The sequence below is a fragment of the Labilibaculum sp. DW002 genome (genome assembly GCF_029029525.1).
In the GTDB taxonomy this organism is placed as follows: domain Bacteria; phylum Bacteroidota; class Bacteroidia; order Bacteroidales; family Marinifilaceae; genus Paralabilibaculum; species Paralabilibaculum antarcticum.
The window spans coordinates 1,365,207-1,390,044 of the sequence record NZ_JAKJSC010000001.1 but is presented as its reverse complement, the minus strand read 5'-3'; the positions used below and the strand labels follow the sequence as shown (position 1 = coordinate 1,390,044).

Sequence of the window (24,838 nt, the reverse complement as noted above, 5' to 3'; positions counted from 1 at the left end):
TAAAATTACAGATTATAAAATAATATGATGAGAAACTTAAGTCTAATTTATTCGCTACATTCAGCTACTATGCTGCAAGAAGAAATGTGCGATCTGTTGGTAGATTTGGAGTCTTAATTTCATATTGTTTTGCAATGATCTTGTTGCCTAGGTATTTATTTGTTTGCCATTTTCCAATTGTAAGGTGTGCTGAACGCAATTTGGTATTTCATCGGCATAATGGCTTACGTAAATAAGACTAACATTACTGTTTTTGCATATTTCTTCGGTAAGGTGTTTAAAATTCTCCTTCTGATGTGCATCCAATCCCTGACAAGGTTCATCGAAAATAAGCAAACTTGGATTTTTAACCAAAGCCCTAGCAAGAAGGCAGAGTCGTTGAGTACTTGCAGGAACTTTTTTAAATGCTTTATCTGCTATATTTTCAATTTCAAGGAGCTGCATCCATCGTTTTGCGATCTCTACTTTAGCAAGATTTGATTTTCTGTAAAGTCCCAAGGTATCATAAAAACCCGACTCAATTATCTGAAGACAGGAGTTTCCGTTAGGAAAATATTGAAACAGCTCGGGCGAAACAAAGCCAATTTTCTTTTTAATGTCCCAAACACTTTCGCCACTACCTCTTTTTACATCAAACAAAACAATGTCGTTAGAATAGGCTTGCGGATTATCTCCATTAATTAAGCTTAGTAAAGTCGATTTTCCGGCACCGTTACTACCAATTAGCGCCCAATGTTCTCCTTGTTTCAGATCCCAGTTGATATGATCTAGAATGGTTTTGTTACCATATTTAATCACAATATCTTTCATCACAACGAGCTTTTCAAAATACTCTTGTTCTGTATTCGATAAGAGTTGTTGTAATTCTTTTTTATCAATTTTCTTACTGGCAGTTAAATGAACTTTTTCAGGCTCGAAATCAGCTTTTAAAGTGCTTTTTACAATTTTACCTTCATCCAAAATGGCAATGTGTGTAATGGCATCAGGAATTTCATAGGGTGATGTTGCCATGATCAGACTAATACCCGAATCGGAAACTTCCCTTAATAATGCATTAAAATTTTCTCTGGTATTAACATCCAATCCGCTAAAAGGATTATCAAGTAAGAGTAAGCTTGGGTTTTTTAGGAGTGCTTCGGCAATTAGCAGTCTTTTGGTTTCGCCATTCGATAGTTTAATTAGGTGTTTGTCTTCGAGCTTTTCGAGTTGCAATCTATCGATTACTTTATCGTAGGTCCAATACTCCGAAGTAGCGATAGGATCGACTCTGGAAAGGTACTGCCTAACGCTTAGTGTATCGCCCGAGTGGGTGGCGTTGTAGCGTTGTTGATAGTAAAAGTTATTGGTGTTGGATAGGTTTTTAAATCCATGACGGGGAGAAACCAGACTAATAAATTGATGCCAGTTTACGATTTCTCGTTTTTCTTTGTACAGCTCGCAAAGTTCATCCAGTAATGGGTGTGTAAGAGTTCCTTTTGCGATGGCAAATTTGCCTGTTATTGCATTCAATAGGGCCGATTTTCCCGAACCACTTGCACCAATAAGCGCCCACTGTTCTCCTTTGTTTATTGTAAGGTTTAAATCTTCTAGAAGCAATTGGTTAAGATATTTTATGCTGGTATTTGTAAAAGATATGATTTGATTATTCATGATCAGTTATTTTCATAGGGAACAATGAGTTTAAGAGATACTCTATGGTGTGGAATTCCAAAAAAAGAGAAGATAAAGATATGCTTTTCCAGATAAAAATGGATGTTTGAGATTTAATGTTTTAGTTAAAAGAGTTCGAAGAATCGTTTGTTGCTGCATTTTCAGATCCAAATTATTCATGACTATTTCATCATTCCTTTTTCTTTACGGATTAAATTTTCAGAAAGGAATAATGCCATTTTAAATGATGAAATAGACCTGCCTTATTATTTAGAATAAATATATTCAACATTATGAATTTGGTTTGCTTTAAAATGGAGATAAGACTTTTTTTAGAATTCATTGTGAGTTGTAAAGTATTGTGGTTGAAGTTTTAATGATGATTACAATAAAACGTTTTGATTTTTATCAGGGTAACTTAAGTTGAACAATAATTTTAGATGTAGATCTGTTGCATCCTAATGCAAAATACATTTAAAAGGTATGTACTTTGTTATGCTAGGTATAATCTTTATATTTGTTGTGTGGAATCATTACTTGATTTAAGCCAACTAAAATTGTTCTGTGGATTAGAGTAACTCAATTAGTAATGGGTTAATAGAGAATGAGATTTGCAATTTTTTTGAAATGAACGAATCAACTGAATGTAGTGATACATCAGGAATAAAAATATAAAGTACAAGAATTTTTTTGAGTTTTTGTATCAAAAGGAACCCAATAAGATGTCAAAAAAATATTACTTATCATGAACAAGAACAAATCCAAAGAGTACGATGTAATAATCATTGGAGGTGGAGCTACTGGTGCGGGGACGGCGCGTGATTGTGCGATGCGTGGATTAAGTGTTTTACTTGTAGAACGTCACGATTTTGCTACTGGAGCAACCGGACGAAATCATGGTTTGTTGCATAGTGGTGCTCGATATGCCGTAACTGATCCAGAATCAGCATCAGAATGTATAAAGGAAAATATGATTCTGCGGAAGATTGCAAACCATTGCGTTGAAGAAAACAATGGACTGTTTCTTACGCTTCCAGAAGATGAAATTTCTTTTCAGTCTCAATTTGTAGATGCTTGTAATACTGCTGGTATTAGTACTGAAGTAATTGATCCAGCTTTAGCTCGACGTTTGGAGCCATCTGCTAATCCAAATATGATTGGTGCTGTTAAAGTTCCTGATGGATCTGTTGATCCTTTTCGTCTTACCATGTCTAATGCATTGGATGCTAGAATTCATGGCGCGGAGTTATTGACACAGCATGAAGTAACAGGTTTTGTGAGAGAACAAGAGAGACTAACTGGAGTTGAATTGTTCAATCATGAAACAAAAGAAAATATAAGCTATTACGGTAAGGTTATTGTAAATGCAGGAGGTATTTGGGGACATCATATTGCAAATCTTGCTGGTGTTAATATCAATATGTTTCCAGCAAAAGGTTCTCTATTAATATTTGGTCATCGTGTAAACAAAATGGTGCTTAACAGATGTAGAAAACCAGCCAATGCTGATATTTTGGTACCTGGTGATACGATCTGTTTAATAGGAACAACCTCGGAACGCATACCATATGATCAAATTGATAATATGTTTGTTTCTAAGGATGATGTGGATGTTTTGATACGTGAAGGAGAGAAACTTTCTCCAGCTTTAGCAACAACTCGAATTTTGCGTGCTTATGCAGGTGTTCGTCCTTTGGTTGCTGCAGATGATGATCCAACAGGTCGTAGCATTAGTCGTGGTATTGTACTCCTAGATCATCAAGAGAGAGATGGACTTGCTGGTTTTATTACCATTACTGGTGGTAAGCTAATGACCTATCGTTTAATGGCTGAAGAGGCAACGGATATGATCTGTAAAAAATTGGCTATTGATAAGAAATGTGAAACAGCAGATATTCCATTGCCTGGATCGGAAAAAAGTACTGAGACCTTATATAATGATTCTCAAAAAATATATTCAACTTCTAGTATTGCACATAAATCAGCAAAAGATCGTCATGGTTCTTTAGCGCATAAAACCTCTAATGGAGGAAGCGATGATGATTCATTGGTTTGTGAGTGTGAAGGAGTATCGATTGGAGAAGTGAAATATGCTATTAATGAATTGCATGTAAATAATCTTGTTGATTTGCGTCGACGTACTCGTGTTGGTATGGGAACTTGTCAAGGAGAATTATGCGCTTGTCGAGCAGCAGGTTTGCTATGCGAATCTTCGGACAAGCCAGGAAAAGCAAAAGATGATTTGGCAAGCTTTTTACAAGAACGATGGAAGGGAATGTTGCCAATAACTTATGGAGAGGGAATCAATGAGATTCAGTTTACTTCTTGGATATATGAAGGTATTTACGGATTGAAACCAGATAACAACTAAGCAAGGACTACTATGAAATTCGATAACATTATTATAGGTGGTGGGTTAAGTGGACTCACGTGTGGAATTAAGCTGGCAGAACAAGGACGTAAATGTGCGATTGTTTCATCAGGACAAAGTGCAATCCATTTCTTTTCTGGATCATTCGATTTACTAAGTAAAGTGGATGGTAAAGAAGTGAAAAATCCATTAGAAGGGATGAAGTCTTTAGCAAGTAATCATCCGTATCAACGTGTTGGATTAGAGAATATTTCTCGTTTGGTAGAAGAGGCTCCTCAATTGTTGGTTCGTGCAGGATTAAATTTTGCAGGTCAGGCAGATCAAAACCATTATGCTTTAACGCCAATGGGAGTGATGAAGCCAACATGGTTGACCATCGATGATTTTAGCAGATTCTTTCATAATGATTCATTTCCTTGGAAAAAAGCTGCAATTCTAAACTTTAGTGGCTTTCTAGATTTTCATACTTTGTTTGTGCAGGATGGACTAAAGAAGTTTGGCGTTGAAACTCAGGTGAAAAATTTTGCCATGAAGGAATTTGAGGCGATACGTCGCAATCCAAGTGAAATGCGTTCAACAAATATTGCGAAGGTATTCGATAGGGGAATTATTATTGATGAATTTGCAGAAAAGGTAAATGAATTAAGTAAAGGTTTTAATGTTGTGATTTTGCCTTCTGTATTTGGATTATTTAATAAGAATGTAACGGCTGAAATTAGAGCAAAAATAGATAAGCCAGTGGTATTGGTGCCAGCTATACCTCCTTCGGTTCCTGGTATCCGCAGTCAGATTTTACTTCGTAAACGATTCGAAGAATTGGGCGGAACTTATTTTTTAGGGGACAATGTTGAAGGTGGTACAATTGAGAATAATAAGTTAGTTGCGATACAGACCAACAATCACGGAGATATAAAATTAGAAGCTGATCAATTCATTTTAGCTAGTGGAAGCTTTTACAGCAAGGGAATTGTAGCAACTCGTGAAAAGCTTTACGAACCAATTTTAGGTTTAGATATTGATGGAGAGGTTGAGGATAGCGAAAAATGGTTAGATGAGAAATTTTTCAATGATCAGCCATATATGCATTACGGGGTTAAAACCGATAAGCAATTCCGTGCAATGATGAACGGTAAACCAATAGAGAATTTATATGTAGCAGGTTCTGTACTTGGAGGGGCAAATGCCCTTAAGGAAGGAAGTGGAGCGGGAATCAGTTTATTGACTTCGCTGCATGTAGCTGAGCAACTTTTAAAATAAGAGGACGATGAAAAAGGAGATATTTGAACCATTCAATATAAGCGATAATAATTTTGAACAGTGTGTGAAGTGTACAATTTGTACTGTTTACTGTCCTGTTCTAGAGGTTAATCCAGACTACCCAGGACCGAAACAGTCGGGGCCAGATGGGGAACGATTACGCTTAAAGGATCCAAACTTTTTCGATGAGTCATTGAAATTGTGTCTCAATTGTAAACGTTGCGAGGTAGCTTGTCCGCATGGAGTGAAAATTGGAGATATCATTCAAATGGCACGTATCAAGCATAGCAAGAAAAAGCCAAAGGTAAGAGATATGATTCTTGCCAATACTGATATTGTTGGTACTATGGCGAGTACCTTTGCTCCAATTGTTAATCCAATAGTTGCATTGAAGCCGGTTCGTCGTATTATGGATGGTGTTCTAAAAATAGATCACAACCGTATTTTTCCAAAATATACGGGAATGCGATTCGAAACTTGGTATCGCAAGCATGCAGAAAAAACGCAAAATGATTTCAAGAAACACGTAAGCTATTTTCATGGTTGTTATGTGAATTATAACTTTCCTCAATTGGGAAAAGATTTGATTAAGATTATGAATGCTGCTGGTTATGGTGTTCATCTTTTAGAAAAGGAAAAATGCTGCGGTGTTGCTTTAATTTCAAATGGGCTAATAAAACAGGCTACGAAACAAGCAAAACACAATGTTGAGGCATTCAAGAAATCGATCGTAGAAAAGAAAATGCCAGTTATTTCGACTTCTTCTACCTGTATCTTTACCATTCGTGATGAATATCCGCATTTGTTGGGTGTGAAAAATGAAGAAATTCGTGATGAAAGTGAATTGGCAACTCGTTTCCTATTTCGCCTGATTGATTCTGGAGAATTGAAACTTGTATTTAAAGACAGTTACAAGAAACGTATTGCCTACCATACGCCATGTCATATGGAAAAGCTTGGTTGGTCTATTTATTCAACTACACTTTTACGAATGATTCCAGGTATTGATTTTATGTCATTAGAATCGAGATGTTGTGGTATTGCAGGAACTTATGGATTTAAGAAAGAAAATTACGAAACTTCGCAAGGAGTAGGGAAACCATTATTCGACCAAATAGATAATTCAGGTGCTGATTTTGTATCTACTGATTGCGAAACCTGTAAATGGCAAGTTGAGATGTCTACCACAAAAAAAGTAGAGCATCCAATTTCGATACTTGCAGAAGCATTAGATGTAGAAGCAACCATGAAGCTATGGCAAGAATAAACAGTTTTGATTGATTAAAACATTATTGCAGAATAGCAGTAAGATTAATTATAGTCAAGTTCATAAATTAGGGTAAAATGCCACGATGAAAGGAATAAATATCCTTTTATTGCGGCATTTTTGTTTCTTGTTATTTAAAAGGTTAAATGATTTTGTTTAGCCAATAAGCTTATTAATAAGATCTAAAAGCAATACTTTATTAATTGGTTTTGTGATATAATCGTCGCATCCCACTTCAATTGCTTTTTCTCTATCGCCACGTAATGCATAAGCAGTTTGTGCTATAATAATCAAATCTTTGTTAAACTTTCTTATTTCTGTAGTTGCATCATAACCATTCATTTTCGGCATCTTAATATCCATCAAAACCAAATCAATTTCTGGATTAATTCTGCACGTTTCGATGGCGTCTTTTCCATTGTCAACAAAAATAATTTCTTTAAATAGCCCTAGCAGGGTATATTTTAAAAGTTCGGAGCTAGTTTCATCATCTTCCACAACAAGTAAATTCAAATCTTCTATTCTTGCAGCAATATTCTTGAAATTTCCAGGGTATTGTTCAGTTTTCTTCTTTATTGCGTTGACATAAGGAATTGTAAATTCAAATTTTGATCCTTTTCCTACCGTAGATTCTGCAAAAATATCACCTCCCAGCATTTCAGCATAAGCCTTTGATATGGCGAGCCCTAATCCAGAACCTTCAAACACCTTTGAGTCCTCAATATCTGCCTGTTCAAAACGATTGAATATTGCTTGTAAACGGTCCTTAGGGATCCCAACTCCAGTGTCTTTCACAGAAAATTCAATAAACCCTTCTTTTACCAAATAGCCGAATGTAATATGTCCCTTTTCTGTGTATTTAATTGCATTTTTAATAAGGTTTGACAATATCCCATGGAGTTTATTGCTGTCTGTAATTACCGTTGGTTGCTCAGCAGAGAGGGAAGGTTCTATAGCTAAGGACAATCCTTTCATGCTTGCTTCTGGAGTAAAGAAGGAAAGGAGTTCCTCCATTATATTATTTATTGAAGTTTCAGTATTGGCTATAAGCATTTCTCCAGCCTCAATTTTTGAAATATCAATTATATCGTTGATGGTATTTAATAGTCTTTCACCACTTTTGTTAATAATAGCCGAGTATTCATCAACTTTAGACTTTCTTAAATTGGGTTCATTAAGTAGGTTGACAAATCCAAGGATGCCATTCATTGGAGTACGTATTTCATGACTCATATTCGCGAGAAAAGCACTCTTTAGTCGATCGCTTTCCAATGCTTTTTCAAGCGCAATTTTGAGCTCTGCTTCTGTGTTTTTTTGTTGGGTAATATCTTCCCCAATTTTGATGTAATTAATGATCTCACCCGATTCATTTAAAATCGCTGAGATGGAAGCTGCTTCCCAAAACAATTCTCCATTTTTCTTTTTATTATGAAATTGTCCTCTCCATACTTTACCTGAATCTACTGTTTTCCAGATTTCGTTAAAAAATAAATCATCTTGTTCATCCGATTTAAAAATATTTGATTGCCGTCCAATTGATTCAGCACTACTATAACCGGTTAATTCAGTATACTTCGGATTAACATATTCCAGTTTTCCATTCGTATCGGAAATAGCTATACTAGATGGACTTTGTTGCACTGCTGTTGAAAGCTTCCTCACAGAACCTTCTGCTTTCTTTCGTTCAGAAATATCACGTACGGTACAAATAATCCCGCTAAAAACGTTATTCTGATATTGTGGAATAAGCCAACCGTTCTGACAAACATCTTTTTTTGTTGGCGTTTTAAGCTCGACCTCATACCACACTGGCTTCTTTTCCTTTTTTGCTTGCTTGTAAAAATTACTAAATTCGACAATGGTCTCTTCTGGGAAACCTTTTAATACATTATTTCCTTGAATTTGATCACGAGGCACCCCGGCAATCTTCTCCATGGCTGAATTGGCATAGAAAATGACATCATTTTTATCTGTTACCCAAATACCATCCTGAACGCCTTCAATTATATTTTCATAAAATTGTTTTGTTTCAACAATTTCCTGCTCTATAATTTTACGTTCACTTATATCAGAAGCAATAGCCGTTACGATTCCATTTTCATCAGCTTTTGTACTGTGCCAAGCCATCCATTTATACGAACCATCTTTACACAAATATCGATTTTCAAAGAAAGTTGTGTCCCTACCATCTTTCTGCTCAACGATCTCATCGACTGTTCTTTGTTTATCATCCGGATGAATAAATTCCATTAGGGGTTTTGATGTAAATTCTTCAGTCGTGTAGCCCAATAGTCTTGTTACTGCTTGATTTGCTTCAATAAAATATCCTGTGTCTACATTTGCTTTACTAATAATACTTGGTGAAATGTCAAAAGTGTTTTTTAGGTTTTCTTCAGCTTGTTTCCTAATTGCAGTTTCCCAGGTAATATCCGCTAAACGTTGAACGGTTTTAACATCGGCTTCGTTGTAATCTGATTTTTTATTTCCAACTCCAAGAACTGCCATTATTTGGTTTCCTCGAATTACAGGAACTACTAACTCACGTATCATTGGAGCGTGTCCTTCTGGCAAGCCTTTTTTATGTGTTAAACTTGAATAGTCATTATGAATTACAGGTTTACGTTCTTTTACACAATCCATCCAAACACCAGCTTCAGAAATGGGATAATGTCTGCTAGATTCACCTAATCCTTTGCACATTTTATTTAATGTATTGGAAGACCATGCTTGGAGTGAAATGGATTCTTGATCATCTTCTATATAATGATAAAAACCAATTTCACTTCCCGTAAGTTCTTCGGCTTCATCCAAAAATTTCTGAAGTAATTCTTCTTCCGAATGATTAATGGAATATTCAAACATTTTTAATTCTACATCCAGAATTTTTTCTTCGTGCTTTCGTTCTGAGATATCTACATGGGTACCTACCATTCTGATTGCTTTACCCTTGTCATTATAAAATATTTCAGCACGAGAAAGAATATCGACCCAATGCCCCTTTTTATGCTTCATTTTAAATTCTAGCTCAAAATGGTTGCGTTGTTTGTTTATTAATTCTTGTTGCATCTTCCAAGATGCCTCCGCATCTGCTGGTTCAATTAAATTTTCCCAAACAGAGAAATCATTTGGTAGTTCATCATCATCATATCCCAGCATGTTTTTCCAGCCAGGAGAATAATAAATCTCGTTTGTTTCCAAGTTCCAGTCGTACAAACCGTCTTTTGTAGCAGCCATTGCCAACTCAAATCGTTCTTCAGCAATACGTATTTCTTCTTCCACTTGCTTGCGTTCGGTGATGTCGTTCGTTGTTATAATTAGATTTTTATGAATTACTTGTATGTAAAGTTCACAAATTTTGGTCGAGCCATCTTTACATTTAATACGATATTCACCTGCACTCACAGCTTTAGTTGATTTGACTGCTAATTCGAACAAGGGTTTAAATCGCTCTATTACTTCATTTCGATAATCGGGGTTAGGGTAAGCCAGTTCAAACCATTCCTGCGAAGTTTTTGGGTCATGACCAAACAGTTGCTTTGCGCTAATACTCCAAAATAAAATATTCTTATTTTTATCGACTATGGCAATGGGAAAAGGGCTTGAATCCAAAATCGTTTTAAAACGTTCTTCACCATCCTTTAATATTTCTTCAGCCTTTTTTCTTTCCGTAATATCGATTACCCCAGCAATTGTACCTTGGTAATTACCAGACTTATCTATTATTGGAGCAGTGGTCATAGTGCAGAAAATCCGATTGCCATTTTTACAAATAAATTCGAAGTCGTGCTGTTCTTTTAATCCTGCTTTCCGGTGTTCTATATTTTCATTAGCAATCTTAATACCTGTCTCATCCATAAAATCAAAAAGCGATTTCCCAATCATTTCTTCGGAAGAATAGCCCAACATATCCGCCATACTAGGGTTTGCGAAAGTGGTTATGTTGTTTTTGTCGATAACCCAAATTCCTTCTTGTGCCAAATTAATTAGGTCACGGTATTTTTTTTCACTTTCACGAAGTGCTTGATCTGCCAGTTTTTGTTGGGCAAGCATTTTTGATTGTTGTATGGTACTAAAACTTAAAGTAGAAATTAGTCCGGCAAGCTTGGAATAAAATTTAATTCCTCTGTCCACAGTTTCCTTACTAAAACGCGGCACTCGGTCTAGTGCTGCAAGGTATTCTTTTTCATCGAATCCGAATTTTTTTGCTTGCTTGCGGAAAATCTCAACATTTGGCACCTCGCCTTCAAGGAAGTATTGCCCCATAAAAACATTTCCAACATGTTTCCCTCCAACTACAATGGGTGTAACAATGTCCCACATATTGTTTTTGCAGTGGTAAGCTTTACATGTTCCTTCGGGCACACCTTGGGTGAGGATGGTGTCGCTTTCAATACAGTTTTTAAGGGTGTCGGGATTACATCTGTGGAACTTTGTACAGATATCTTGCCATCCAACAGCAACCAAAACTTTTCCTGAGATATCGAGTACCGCTCCTAACATACCAGTAATCTGATAAAAATCTTCCATTAAAGACTGCAAAATTTCAGTGTCAATAATATCAGAAAGTTCAAGAGTGCTAATATCTCCATGCGGCTCTGTAATTGCCTTGAGTTTATTTTTAATGGTGGCTTCGCTTTGTTTCAATGCTTCTTCCGCCTGTTTGTTCGCCTTAGTTTCCAATGAAACAAGCATAAAATGATCAAGTTGTTTATGATCATTATATACTGGAACAATTGTTGAATGATACCATAAAGTATTGCCTTCCATATCCTGCGTAGGGGCTTCCAGTGTTATCGTTTCACCTGTTTCCTTCGCTCTTTTTAATTTTTTGATCATGGAGATCTTAAAAGAATCGGGAAAAAAGGAGAGAGGGTATGGCTTGCCATAAAATTCTGTAATATCATTAATCTTGAGATCTCTGATTCCAGACTTGTTTATGTATTTTAAATTAAATTCGAGATCAATTAATTTGGTGCATACAGGTGAATTTTCGAACCAGATATTTTTTTTTAATTCCGATTTTTCCAATGCGTAATTTTTCGATTCTAAATGGCTGATTTTAATTAGAAGCTCCTCTTTTGTTTGATTTTTTTTGTTCATATGCCCCACCTGTAATAAATTAAAACCTTTAATGATATTAAGATACAATGAATCTATATACCTTTTACATTTCTTTTCAATTAAGTATATAATTTATAAAATATTGAATTCAACAAATGGATAAAGTGCAATTCGCTTTGTTTCAGTAATTTGTTGCTAGTTGTTACTTTGTTAAGTATTGACTCGTAATTGCAAGTAATTTTTCTTTTTTTATTGGTTTCGAAATAAAATCGTTGCAACCTGCATTTGTGGCTTCGTCCTGCTCCTGGGTGGCCGTGTAGGCTGTTTGTGCAATAATAGGTAAGTGCTGTCTGAACTGCCTAATTTTTTTAGTCGCATTAATACCGCTCATTATTGGCATTTTTATATCCATTAGAATTAAATCGATCTGGTCATTTGTTGTGCAGATATCTACCGCATCTTTTCCATTTTTGGCATGAATGATTGTTAATTTGTCGTCAAGTTCAGAAAGGAGAATTTTCAAAAAAATAAAATTTATTTCTTCGTCTTCAGCTATTAAAATGGTTTGATGCTTTTCTTCATTCGAATTTGGTATTTTATCTGAAGTTATCTTATTTTCCTTATATTTCCGATTTGCAGGTTGATACGGGATACTTACAGAAAATATTGAACCCTTTCCCTTTTCTGATTCTAAAGTAATATTGCCACCAAGAAGCTTTGCATTTTCTTTGGCTATAGATAAACCTAATCCTAATCCTCCAACATTTTGAGATATTTCTTTATCTTCTTGTGAGAAACGCTCGAAAATAAGTTTTTGTTTTTCGGGATGTACTCCAATACCAGTATCTTTTACATAAATTATGATATTATCATTTTGCAGTCTACAGCCTAATTCAATGGATCCATTATTTGTAAACTTTAAGGCATTTTCTAGAAGATTACTTACAATTCTGTTCAATTTGTAGGGATCCGTGAGTACAGTACTTGAATTTTGACACAGGTCATTTTTTAGATATAGTGGCGTTTTATTTGCTAATGCCTTTGGTTCGAATATTGTAAATAATTCCAATAAGAATTCATTTAAATGAAATTCCTCTATTTGCGGACTAACCTGTTTTGTTCCTAGCTCTGATATCTCAAGAATGTCATCGATGATACGAAGTAGCTGATTTCCACTATTCTGAATGATTTTGATATAATGTTGTTGACTTGAATATGTAATGTTTGGCTCATTTAATAAATCAGAAAAACCAAGAATTCCATTCATTGGAGTTCTAATTTCATGTGACATATTATTAATGAACTCAGTTTTTAGTTGGTTACTTTCTTCAGCTTTTTCTTTTGCCGTTTTAAGTTCATATTCAATTTTTTTCTGAGCCGTAATATCACGAAATTCTACAACCCGAACATTTTTTCCACTATATGGTATTTGACGTGCTTCCAATCGAATAGGGTATTCTTCTCCATTTTTGCGTAGTCCCATACTTTCATATGGCTTTTCATATTCGCTTAAGATATTTCCCAAAACAATATCACGCGAACTTTCAGCAATGAGTAACAATCCATTCATTCCAACAAGCTCTTCTGTCGAATATCCCGACATTGTTACAAGACCTTGGTTACAATCTAAAATAATTCCCTTATCATGTATAGCAATTCCTCCAAAAGAAGCATTGTGGAGAGCTTTAAATCGAGTTTCACTTTTTTCAGCAATTTTTATTGTTGATAGCAACTCTTCATTTTGGGCTTGATATTCTTCGGTAAGAGCTAAATATTCTTCATTCTGTTTTTGAAGCTGAAATTCTGCGATTTTCTGTTCCGTAATATCTTCAACACTCGACCAAATATAATCTTGATTATCCTTTTTTATAATTTTTCCCTGCAATCGAACGGGAATTAATTTTCCAGATTTATGAATGTATTCTTTTTCGTAGGGACCATATGCTCCATTCTTATTTAGAGAATCCAATTGAAATTCTTCTTGCTTAGCATATTTTTCTGGTGTAATATCCCAATAGGTTAATTTCAATGTTTCTTCAATAGTGTGACCTATGATATTTGCATAAGCTTGATTAACATCAATTAATTCACCTGTAAATTTAGTCAGAGCTAATCCAATTGGAGATTCATTAAAAAGCATTTGAGTGAAATTGTCACTTTCTATCGCTTTTTCATTAGCTACAACAAGTTCTTCGTATTTTTCAACAAGTTCTTTCGATTGTTCTTCTATTAACTTTTTACTTTTTTGTTTTGTACTAATTTCGGCCGATAGCCATTTTTTTATTAAAATAGTAAAAATTAATACGGCGGTTATGAGGTTCAGTATTTTTGGGATAAATACAACTTTAGGTTGCGCCAAATAATTGAAAATTTCAATCGGAATTATTCCGGAAAGTGATGTATACCACGCACCAAAATAGATACTCTCAAAAAGTGTTCGGAAAGCATCAATTGATAAAACAACAAGAAGTAATTTTAATAATTTATCCGATTTATCAATTGTATTCGTCTTTCTAATGTAGAAAAAAAGAATGTAAGACCATATAAGTACTAAAATCCAATAGGTGATTGGAGTAATGAGTTTGAAAAAATCGTCCATACAATCTTTTTAGTATTAAGAAAAGCATTTGTAGTCTCTAATATATTGAATTAAAGTTGAGAATGGAAAAAAATATCAAATAGACCTTAGGTTAATCTATTTTTTTGTAGTCCAATTGACCAGGAAATTACCTGTCTTGTTCCATGTTGAAATGAGCGCTTTAGACCTATTTATGGCATTTTATTATTTCAGAAGAAACACAAAACTAAAAAATGGGATGGGGATTTATTTGCTTTGTTAACTGTCGCTATTAGTTGTCTTTTAAATTGATTTATTATTCAATTTCAATTTCAATTTGATTTTTTCAAAAAAGCTAATTATATTAGCAAGGTCTAAAAAGAAATTAGATGAGTGAAACTTATAAGGTGTAAATCACCTTTTTTAATTTATTCATTGCCTAACCGTTTCGGCAAAAAAGGAGATATAAAATTGAAGAAGATTACATTACAAGACATCGCAAGTCATTTAAATATATCTAAATCCACAATATCTACTGTGCTTAATGGGCATGGTGATGAGAAACGTGTAAGCAAGGAAACTCAGGAGAAAATCATTCAATTTGCAAAGGAAAGCAATTATAAAGCAAATCACTTGGCAAGAGGTTTAAGTTTAGGCAAGAGTGATATGATCGGATTGGTTATACCCAATATTGGTGATAACTATTATGCAAGAATTGCAAGACGAATTGAACGTAAAGCGAGGCTTTCAGGTTATAATGTTGTTTTTAGTAGTACAGGAGAAAAACAAGAAAGAGAATCTGAATTGATTCAATCCATGTTAAGTAGAGGTGTAGATGGATTAATAATCGCTTCTTCACAAAAGAATGAAGAAGATATATTAAAGCTTAAAAAAAATAATTTCCCATTTGTTCTAATTGAGCGTTGTTATCCAGAACTTGAAACCAATTTCGTCGGGGAAGATAATGAAGGTGGAGTTAGTTTAGCGGTAAAGCAGCTAATTCAATTGGGTAGAAAAAGGATAGGTTTTGTTTCTCTAAAGCCAGGATTGGAAGCTATGCGTATGAGATTAGAGGGCTATCAAAATACAATGGAACAAAGAGGACTTGTTGTTCGTGATGAATTTATTCACGAATTGGAATATGAGTATTCTGAAGATGAAATGTACGAGGTTGTTAAATCAATGGTACAGTTTCCTACTAGTGTAGAAGGTATTGTTTTTGCGACTCACTTTTTGGCGGCATCTGGAATAAGAGCATTAAAGCAATTAAACATCAGAGTCCCAATGGATGTAGCCCTTATTAGTTTTGGGCAAATGAATGCTTTTGACCTAATAGAGCCTCCTGTTACTGCAGTTGTGCAGCCAGTTGATGAGTTAGGAGATCGAGCAGTTGAAATATTGTTGGAAAATTTAGAAGGAAAGAATTTAAATCATAGAAAGATAATTTTAAGTAATAGTTTAAAAATCAGAAAATCTTGCGGAGCAATCTAATATTTTTATCATTTTGCCAAACCGGTTATGCTATTGATTATACAATGAACAAAATGAGAACGAATAATGAATAAATCAAATTTTAAATGAGGCTTTGGGTGAAGTCATTAAACAGTTTAAAATATAGAATAATTCAATAGAATTCTCTTATTTTCGATATTTGCCAAACCGGTTTGGCTTTTTGAACGATTGATAATAATTTTGGTAGTAAAATAACTACATGAAAAAGAAATTAATAGTGCTAATGAAGACTTGATATAAAGGATCAACCTGTTTAGATCAAAGTCAATTTTTACAAATAATATAAGTTTAATCCTAAAACTAATCTAAATGTATGAGTATGAAAAACTTGTTTAAATTGTTAGGTGTTGTGTTTTTAATGTTTACCATCAATATTGGATGGGCACAACAACGAGAAGTAACCGGAGCAGTTACTGAAGATTCAGGTATGTCACTTCCTGGAGTTTCAGTTGTTGTAAAAGGGACAACCATTGGTACAGTTACTGATATTAATGGAAATTATGAAATTAGTGCACCCAGTGTTACTAGTGTATTGGTGTTTAGTTTCGTAGGAATGGAAACACAAGAAATTACAATTGGTTCGCAATCTGCAATCGATGTAGTTATGGCGACAGATGCTTTACAAGTTGATGAAGTTGTTGTTACTGCATTGGGTATAAAAAGATCTAAGAAGGCTCTAGGTTATGCTGTGCAAGATGTGAAAGCTGATGAAATTACAAAAGCCGGAAACTCTGATTTGGTTAGCGCTTTGCAAGGAAAAGTTGCAGGTGTGCAAATTAATCAGTCTGGTGGTGGAGTTGGTGGAACATCAAGAATTGATATTCGTGGAGCCAGTTCACTAATAGGAAATGATCAGCCAATTTGGATTGTTGATGGAGTACCATTTGATAATGGTAACGAAAGAGACGGTTCAGTTTGGGGTGGAACTTCTCGTGCAGGTGGAGCTTTTGATTTGAATCCTGAAGATATCGAATCAATTTCTATTTTGAAAGGACCTAATGCTGCAGCTCTTTACGGAGAACGTGGAGGAAACGGAGTTGTACTTGTAACAACAAAATCAGGAAAGAGAAACAAAGGTTTAGGAATTTCTTATTCTGGTGGATTCACTATGTCTGAGGCAGCTTATATGCTAGACTTACAGGATAAGTATGGTCAAGGAAACGATGGTATGTATGACAATAAGTCAACTTCATCGTGGGGTCCTGAGATGAATGGACAATCATTGGAGTCATGGACAGGAGAAATGATGCCATATGAAGCTCAAAAGGATCGTTTAAAAGATTTTACAAGAACTGGTACTACTCAAAAGCACAGTGTTGCTTTTACAGGTGGTAATGATGAAGGTGCTTTCCGTGTTTCTTTAGGAAAAGATATCATGAATGGTATTTATGAAGATCACAAGATTGAGAAAATCACTTTTGATTTAAGAGCTGATTATGATATCAATAAATGGTTAAATGTAGATACTAAGGTTTCTTTCTTTAACACTAAAGGTAATGAGCGTCCAGAGATTGGAAATTACTCATATGTATCTTATTTCAATTCTATGCCAATGAATATTCGCAACGAGGATTTAGCTCCTGGTTATGATATCATTGGAGGAAGCCATGTTGAGAATTTGTATACAACGGCAAATGCAAACTACAGAAATCCATATTTCTTACAAGCTCAAACTACCAATTCAGATGAGAAGAATAGAACATTTGGATATGTAGCAGCTAATTTAAAACTTACATCAGATTTAACTGCCAAAGTTAAATATGGTATGGATTTTTATCAATTCTCTGCAGTAGAAGGATATTTATTTGGAGATAATGTTGATCCTAACCGACCAAATTACAATCCAACGCAGTCTAAATTTAAAGAGCAGAATTATGAGTTTTTATTATCTTATAATAAAGAGATTAATGAAGACTTTACAATTGGATTAAATGTTGGTGCTAACAATAGAAATAGCACAAGAGAAACATTAAGAGCAACTTCAGGTAGATTAGCATCAGAAGGAGATTTCTTTTTAGGTGCTGGATCTAATATTAAAGCATCAGAGAGTTTAAGTGAAGAAGAAGTTCGATCTATTTATGGATTTGGACAAGTAGCTTATAGAAACATGTTATTTTTAGATTTCACAGCGCGTAACGACTGGTCATCTACATTAACATCAGCACATACCGATTTTGATAATGACTATTTCTATCCATCGGTAAGTTTGAGTGGAATTGTTTCAGAAATGATTGAACTTCCACAATGGGTTTCTTTTGCAAAAGTAAGAGGATCTTGGGCTAAAGTTGGTAAGGGTACTCAGCCTTATTTTACAGCACAAAACTTTTCTATTAGTAACTGGAGTTATGATTTATCAGTTGGTAATGTACCAGATGTAAGTATTGATCCGAACTTGAAGCCAGAATTATCTACTTCTATTGAATTTGGAGCGGACGTAAGATTGTTCCAAAATAGAATTGGTTTGGATTTCACTTACTATCATGAAAAAACAGAGAATCAGATTGGTTACGTTAAGGGTATTGAAGAGTATGGATATAGCCGTGACTTAACTAATATTGGTGAGATTTTGAACAAAGGTATTGAATTTACACTTTCTACAACTCCGGTAAAAACTAAGGATTTGACTGTTGGTGTAAACTTCAATTTTGCGAAGAATGAAGGTACTCTTGAGAAGCTAAAAGATGAGATCAATAGATATGATTTTGGAGCAGGAGTAGTAGCATACAAAGGCGGAAAACTAGGTGATATGCTAGGAAACGTTTATAACAAAGATGCTAATGGTTCAAAAATTATGGATGAGAATGGTTTGATGACCATAAATCAGGATGATAATATTGTAATTGGTAACCTACAGGCAGACTGGACAGGATCTATTAACCTGAATGTTGATTACAAAGGGTTATTTGTATCTGCTTTAGTTTCTATTCAAGAAGGTGGAGATATTATTTCTTCTTCAGAACGAAGTGCTACAGGATCAGGAACAGCGGCAAGAACTACTGAAAATGGTAGAATTGCATTCTTTGTTGATGGTGTAAATGAAGCTGGTGGACTAAATGATGTCATGATATCTGCAGAAGAGTATTGGAGACAACTTGCAAAGGTTGATGAAGAATTCTTGTATGATGCATCTCACATGAAATTGAAAGAATTAGCAATTGGATATAATATTCCAAAATCGATACTTTCAAAACTTCCTCATAACCCTATAAAATCTGCTCGAGTATCATTTGTAGGTAGAAACTTATTCTATTTCTATAAGAATACTCCGGGAACTGCACCAGATGCAAGTGCTTATAGTACAGAGTATGCGGCACAAGCATATGATTTCTCACCAGTACCTTCTACAAGAACGTATGGTGTTTCGCTAAATGTTGGATTTTAATTGAAAAAAGAAATTTATTATGAAGAAATATAATTTAATACTATTTGTATTAGGACTAATAGTTTTAAGCAGTAGTTGTTCCGATGATTTTGGTGACATGAATACGCCATCAGATTCGACGACAGAAGTTGAGCCAAAATTCTTCTTCAATGCAATGCAACAAGAGGTTTTGCAAAACTATCAAAGAAATGTGAATTTATATCCTGACTTGTATTGTCAATATTGGGCGAATACAGTATCTGGATTTTCTTCACCACGTTACGATTATGTAGATGGTTGGATTGGAAATCAGTGGAGAGAACATTACACAAGAAATCTAAGAAGAGCGATTGCTATGCAAGATATGGTTGGTGAAGATCCAAACTATGTTGATGCGATCGCAATCAAAGAGATTTGGATGTGTTATGCATGGTCTAGAATGACTGATACTTATGGTGATATTCCATATTTTGGAGCTGGAACAGGAGAGAAAGTTCCTTACAACAGTCAGCAAGATATTTATGATGATCTATTAAAGCGTTTGGATGTTGCAATTAATGCGATCACCGGTGGTGCAGAGCAGTATGCTTATGACGATGGTTATGATTTGATTTATGATGGTGATGTAGTTCAATGGCAGAAGTTTGGTAACTCACTTCGTTTGCGTTTAGCAATGCGTCTTTCAAATGTTGATGCTTCTCGTGCACAAACCGAGGCAGCGGCAGCAGTAAATGGACCAAATGGTTTATTAGCAAGTAATGCTGATGTAGCAAAAGTTCCATTGTGGTCTAAAGGTTGGTACGATTACTTGAATAATATGGCTTGGAATTGGAATAACATTAGAATGTCTAAGACTATGTCTAATTATTTATACAATCAGTCAAGTGTAGGAGAAGATCCTCGAGCACCTAAATGGTTTGCTTACCAAGTAGAAGGAGAAGCAAAAACTAAAGAGGAAGCTGGATTTGATATCTATGATGGAATTGAAAATGGATATAACCTTGTACCAAGTGATTCAGACGAGAATTTTGCGACTATCAATTTGGAAGGTGGCTATATAGATTTCGTTGGTGATGGAGCAGAAGATTTTATGTACTGTCCTGTAATGTTTTATTCAGAAGTATTATTCTTACAGGCAGAAGCTGCTATGAGAGGATGGATTTCTGGAGATGCAAATGCTCTTTATAAGCAGGCTGTTGAGGCATCTATGGATTATGTAGGTGTTGATGCAACTGATGCTGATGCTTATGTAGCTGGTTTACCAAATCTTTCTGGTGCGAATGAATCTTCATTGAAGCAATTAATTACACAGAAATGGTTGGCTAACTTCCCTAATGGAGTTGAAGCATGGGCAGATTTTAGAAGAACAGATTATCCAGACATCACTTTACCAAAAGATGGAGTAAGCGGAAGTGCATCAGTAGCTTCAGGTACTTGGGTGAAACGTGTACGCTACCCAAATAGTGCTCATTTAAATAATGAAGCTAATATGCCATCTACTCAGAACACAATTGAGACAGATAGAATGGATGTTAGACTTTGGTGGGATACTGCGGATACAAAAACCAAAACAAGTGGTTTAATGAATAGTAATTTGTAATTAATAATATCAGATGATTGTGTTTTGGTTAGTAAAAAATCAAAACACATCATTTAAACTTTATTATATGAAAGCAATAAAATTAAATATAAAAATGTTGTCGTACGTGGCTGCTTTTATGATGGCTTTTGCCTTTGTAGCTTGCGATGATGATGAGAAAATTGGAACCTTTGAGACTACTTCATTGGAAGCCTTGATTACTGAGGCAGAAAATTTAATAGCTACAAGTGAAGAAGGTACTGCTCCAGGAGACTTCAAACCAGGATCAAAAGCGGAATTACAAGAAGTTCTTACTTGGGTAGATTGGCAAATTGCCAATGCATCATCTCAGAGTGAGATTGCCGATGCTGCAGCAAGATTACAAAAGTATATTGAAGAATTTAAGACTAAAACAGTTAGCCTTGCAATTCCTATTTTTGATAATTCACCAGGTTCGTGGATTCAAATTTCTGAAAACATTAAGCCTATACTGGCAGATAATTTCACTGTTGAAATAGAATCTTATTTCGCAGGGTCAGGATGGATTGAAACGATGTTCTCAGCAGGAGAAGGTGATAATGGTTCACAATTTGGTTTTAACCTTCGAATTTTTGGAGATAGACTTGATCTTGTAGTTGGATCAGGAGGATGGCATGAGTCATATGTTACTGGAGGAGCTGGTGTAAAGCTTGGCGAATGGGTGCATTATGCTATAACTAAAAGTGGTACAGAGTGGAAAGTTTATATGAATGGAGTAGAAGTTATTTCGGAATCAGATTTCCCAGCAGAAACATTTTTTAATTCTGATGTTCCTGTTACTCTAGGTGAAGTACCTTTCTGGCCTGGTCGTGCGTGGAATGGAATGCTTCGTGACTTCCGAGTTTGGAGCGAAGTAAGAACTGCAGATCAACTTGTTGCTAATAAAGATGAACAATTGGAAGGTACTGAAGAAGGATTGGAAGTATATTTTCCACTGGATGCTGATTTGGGAACTAATTTCACAGATAATACTGGTAACTATACAGCAAAATTTGTAGGGAAGGATGTAATTTGGGCTCCGAATGGTATTGCACCAGTTATTGAATTGGTATATACAGGTATTGATGGGGCTATTGCTGATGCAACTGCATTGAAGGATGAAGTTGTTGAAGGAACTGAAGATGGAGATTATCCTGTTGGCACTAAAGATTACTTACAATCACTTATTGATGATGCTGTAGCACTAAAAGCTGATGCAGAAAAGCAAGATGCCTTAGATAATGCTGCTGCATCTATTAAGAGCAATTTAAAATTAGTTAAGAAATATCTTGTAGCAGACGCAGAAGGTGTTTATGTTGATCGTGAAAATCCTGATGCAATTGGGTTGCAAATTACTCCAAATTACACTCCACAAGGAGATTACACTGTGGAGTTTGACCTTAAATTGAAGACACTTGAAATGAGCGGAAGCGGTGAAATATTCGGAAACGGACATTTTGGTTTACGATTATATGGTTATGAAGAGCTTACTGAAGAATCAATTTTGAATGCGGGTGGACTTTGGAACTTCACTTATTCCGATCCTGCAGTTGGGTATGCAGGTCCTACGGCTCCTTCATTAACGATGAAATCGAAAGTTTGGCAACATGTTGCAATTGTACATGATGAGACAGCAAAAACTACAACCATTTTTGTTGATGGTGAAGAAGTTGGTACGGATTCTGAGATTAGTTACCCAGTTGAATCAGGATGGGGTGAAATATGGTTAGGAAACTCTTGGGGAGGTAAAATGAATGGAACAATTAAGGATTTCCGTATTTGGGATGTTGTTCGTGAAACAGCTGATCTAAATGCTGATATTGATGGTGCAGAATCAGGATTACATATGTATTTCCCTCTTGATAAAGTTGCAGGTGTAAAATTCCCAGCAAAAACTGGAGATTACAGTGCAAAAATGAGAGGTATAGATTGGAATAAAGTAGATTAGTTAGTGTGTTTTTTTTATAATTAGTGATGCAAAGTGTTTTGGGATGAAAGTCCCAAGCACTTTGTTTTTATTAAATTAAAGTCTATCCGTATAGTTGATTTTATCTTTTTGGATTGAGAAACTTACTTTTTACATTCTACAAAATGAGAAAATTATTTGTGGAGTTTTATAAATCAATATTGCTATAATATTATGAAAATAGATAAGTTGAAATTTTTGTCACCATTTATTCTATGTGCAGTTTTAATGGTATTCTCCATTATAGCTTGCAGTGATGATGAAAAGCCAGAAGAAATCATATTAAATACAGCTTCAATAGAAGAATTGATTAAGGAAGCAGAAGAATTAGTGCAAAATAGTGAAGAAGGTATGACGCCTGGACTTTATATGCCAGGATCAATAGATAAATTAGAAAAAGAATTAAGCCTTGCAAAGGCAATAGCAGAAGCACCAGAATCTCAAGAGGCAATCGCAGAGGCTGCTAAAAAATTGCAAGAATCGATAGAGGATTTTAAAAGCCAAGTGTTACGCGCAGCAATTCCTTATATCAAACAAAAAGCTGGATCATTTATTAAAATTTCGGATGACATAAAGTACACAACCAAAAGTACTTTCACCATGGAAACGGATTACTATTTTATGGATTTAAATCCAGTAGGGTACAGCAATACTATATTTTCGTGTGTGCAAAATGGACCTGTAAGTGGCTTTGATATTAGAACATTTTCTGATGGACATGTTGAGATCGTTATTGGGAATAATGATTGGGCGGTAGCAAAATCAGAAGCCGGTGTTATTAAAGTAGGTGAATGGATGGATTTTGCATTTACCAGTACGGGTTCAATACATAAATTCTATGTGAATGGAATTGAGGTGGTTTCTTTAGAAAAGCCACATTTATCGGCCCCAAATGCAGCGGTTGAAATAGGGAATGCTTATGCGTTTAGTGATCGTGTTGTTAATGCAATGGTGAAAGATGTACGTGTATGGAATACTGTCAGAACTCAACAGCAAATTTCAGATAATATGTCTGCAGATTTAACTGGAGATGAAGCGGGTTTAGCCGCATATTTTCCATTAACAGTTGATTTGGGTAACGAATTTAGAGATTTGACAGATAGCTATACAGCTACATTTGTTGGAAGCATTGAGTTGATTTATGATGGAGGTATGCCTGAAATAATACTTGATTATTCACAATTGGATGAAGCAATTAAATCAGCAGAAGATTTAAAGCCAACAATTGTTGAAGGAAGTGGAGATGGTGAATATCCTGAAGGAACTAAAGATTTTATTCAGGGATTAATTGATGGTGGTAAAAAAGCAAAATCCGAAGCTAAATGGCAAAAGGATGTTGATAAAGAAACCAAAAATATAATAGATGCATTAGAGATTGTTAAAGGAACGAATATTCCTCCAACCACACCTCCTGCAAATAAATATTCAGCAGTATTTGGTGGTGGTAGCTTTTATTCAGGAGGGGATGCAGTTATTTTAGACATGCGTAATTCTGGTTTTACGACTGCAATTCTTTGGACAATACATGTTGGAGAAGATGGTAGCATGGTGTTTAATGATAAAGGAGTAATTGATCAAAATGGGGAATATGAAGGTGATCCAGAATGGGGAACTCGATTAGCAAAACTATTGCAAGCTCCTACTTCTGTCGATCGTATCGAATTAGGAATTGGAGCTTGGGGATCGAAATCTTGGGAAAATATTAAGAAATTAATTGATGCTGAAGGTATAGGATCTGATACTAAACTTTACAAAGCAATTAAAAAACTAAAAGAAGTAACTGGCGCAACTGCAATTAATTACGATGATGAACTAACTTATGATGTTGAATCAACAGTTCAATTTAGTTTAATGTTAGATGATTTAGGCCTAAAGGTGAGTCTTTGTCCATATACTCAAACCTCATATTGGCAATCGGTATATCAGCAAGTAGAGGCTGAAAGACCTGGAACTATTGATAGAGTTTACTTGCAGTGTTATGCTGGAGGATCAGGAAATACTCAAGCAGGTTGGAATCAATACTTTGGTGATATTAATGTTTCATTGGGACTTTGGTGTAAGAATGGCTCGGGATGTAATAGTGGTGATTCACCAGAAACAATAAAGTCAAAAATTGCTACAGATAAGGCTAATGTAGATGGTGGTTTTATTTGGTTGTATGAAGACATCCAACACTGTTCGGACAAAGGTAAAACGCAAGATTATGCTACTGCAATTAATCAAGGATTAAAATAAAAGT

The 24,838-nt window shown here is 35.1% G+C and carries 11 protein-coding genes; 8 read left to right on the top strand and 3 right to left on the bottom strand.

Annotated elements, in window-relative coordinates; translation table 11 throughout:
- Positions 1-147: 147 nt before the first annotated feature.
- Positions 148-1,650 carry an ATP-binding cassette domain-containing protein gene (locus L3049_RS05310; protein WP_275108760.1) on the bottom strand — a complete coding sequence of 501 codons (1,503 nt, stop codon included), beginning with the start codon at positions 1,648-1,650 and terminating at the stop codon, positions 148-150.
- 745 nt (positions 1,651-2,395) lie between these two features.
- Here L3049_RS05310 and glpA point away from each other — a divergent pair.
- Genes glpA through glpC form a run of 3 tightly spaced genes read left to right on the top strand, consistent with a single transcriptional unit; the run spans position 2,396 to position 6,545 of the window.
- Positions 2,396-4,021, top strand: coding sequence for an anaerobic glycerol-3-phosphate dehydrogenase subunit A (gene glpA, locus L3049_RS05305; protein ID WP_275108758.1), 1,626 nt, complete (start codon positions 2,396-2,398; stop codon positions 4,019-4,021).
- A gap of 12 nt (positions 4,022-4,033) precedes the next feature.
- On the top strand, positions 4,034-5,278 hold the full coding sequence (gene glpB, locus L3049_RS05300) for a glycerol-3-phosphate dehydrogenase subunit GlpB (RefSeq protein ID WP_275108757.1): 1,245 nt from the start codon (positions 4,034-4,036) through the stop codon (positions 5,276-5,278).
- Between the two features lie 7 nt (positions 5,279-5,285).
- Positions 5,286-6,545: an anaerobic glycerol-3-phosphate dehydrogenase subunit GlpC gene (gene glpC / locus L3049_RS05295; RefSeq protein ID WP_275108756.1), complete on the top strand. Its 1,260-nt coding sequence runs from the start codon at positions 5,286-5,288 to the stop codon at positions 6,543-6,545.
- Between the two features lie 156 nt (positions 6,546-6,701).
- Here glpC and L3049_RS05290 read toward each other — a convergent pair whose 3' ends face one another.
- Together L3049_RS05290 and L3049_RS05285 are read right to left on the bottom strand one after the other, a co-directional pair.
- Complete coding sequence (locus L3049_RS05290; RefSeq protein WP_275108755.1) at positions 6,702-11,645, bottom strand: PAS domain S-box protein; 4,944 nt, start codon at positions 11,643-11,645, stop codon at positions 6,702-6,704.
- Between the two features lie 163 nt (positions 11,646-11,808).
- On the bottom strand, positions 11,809-14,205 hold the full coding sequence (locus L3049_RS05285; RefSeq protein WP_275108754.1) for a PAS domain-containing hybrid sensor histidine kinase/response regulator: 2,397 nt from the start codon (positions 14,203-14,205) through the stop codon (positions 11,809-11,811).
- Between the two features lie 429 nt (positions 14,206-14,634).
- Between L3049_RS05285 and L3049_RS05280 the strand changes: the two genes are divergently transcribed.
- The 5 genes from L3049_RS05280 (at position 14,635) to L3049_RS05260 (ending at position 24,834) form a co-directional block, all read left to right on the top strand.
- On the top strand, positions 14,635-15,654 hold the full coding sequence (locus L3049_RS05280) for a LacI family DNA-binding transcriptional regulator (RefSeq protein ID WP_275108753.1): 1,020 nt from the start codon (positions 14,635-14,637) through the stop codon (positions 15,652-15,654).
- Between the two features lie 340 nt (positions 15,655-15,994).
- The gene (locus L3049_RS05275; protein ID WP_275108752.1) at positions 15,995-19,057 is read left to right on the top strand and encodes a SusC/RagA family TonB-linked outer membrane protein; all 3,063 of its coding nucleotides are present in this window, start codon (positions 15,995-15,997) and stop codon (positions 19,055-19,057) included.
- Positions 19,058-19,076: 19 nt separating this feature from the next.
- Positions 19,077-20,636, top strand: a complete 1,560-nt coding sequence (locus L3049_RS05270) for a SusD/RagB family nutrient-binding outer membrane lipoprotein (protein ID WP_275108751.1) — start codon at positions 19,077-19,079, stop codon at positions 20,634-20,636.
- 67 nt (positions 20,637-20,703) lie between these two features.
- The gene (locus tag L3049_RS05265) at positions 20,704-22,581 is read left to right on the top strand and encodes a LamG domain-containing protein (protein WP_275108750.1); all 1,878 of its coding nucleotides are present in this window, start codon (positions 20,704-20,706) and stop codon (positions 22,579-22,581) included.
- A gap of 192 nt (positions 22,582-22,773) precedes the next feature.
- Positions 22,774-24,834, top strand: a complete 2,061-nt coding sequence (locus L3049_RS05260; protein ID WP_275108749.1) for a LamG-like jellyroll fold domain-containing protein — start codon at positions 22,774-22,776, stop codon at positions 24,832-24,834.
- The last annotated feature ends 4 nt before the right edge of the window (positions 24,835-24,838 follow it).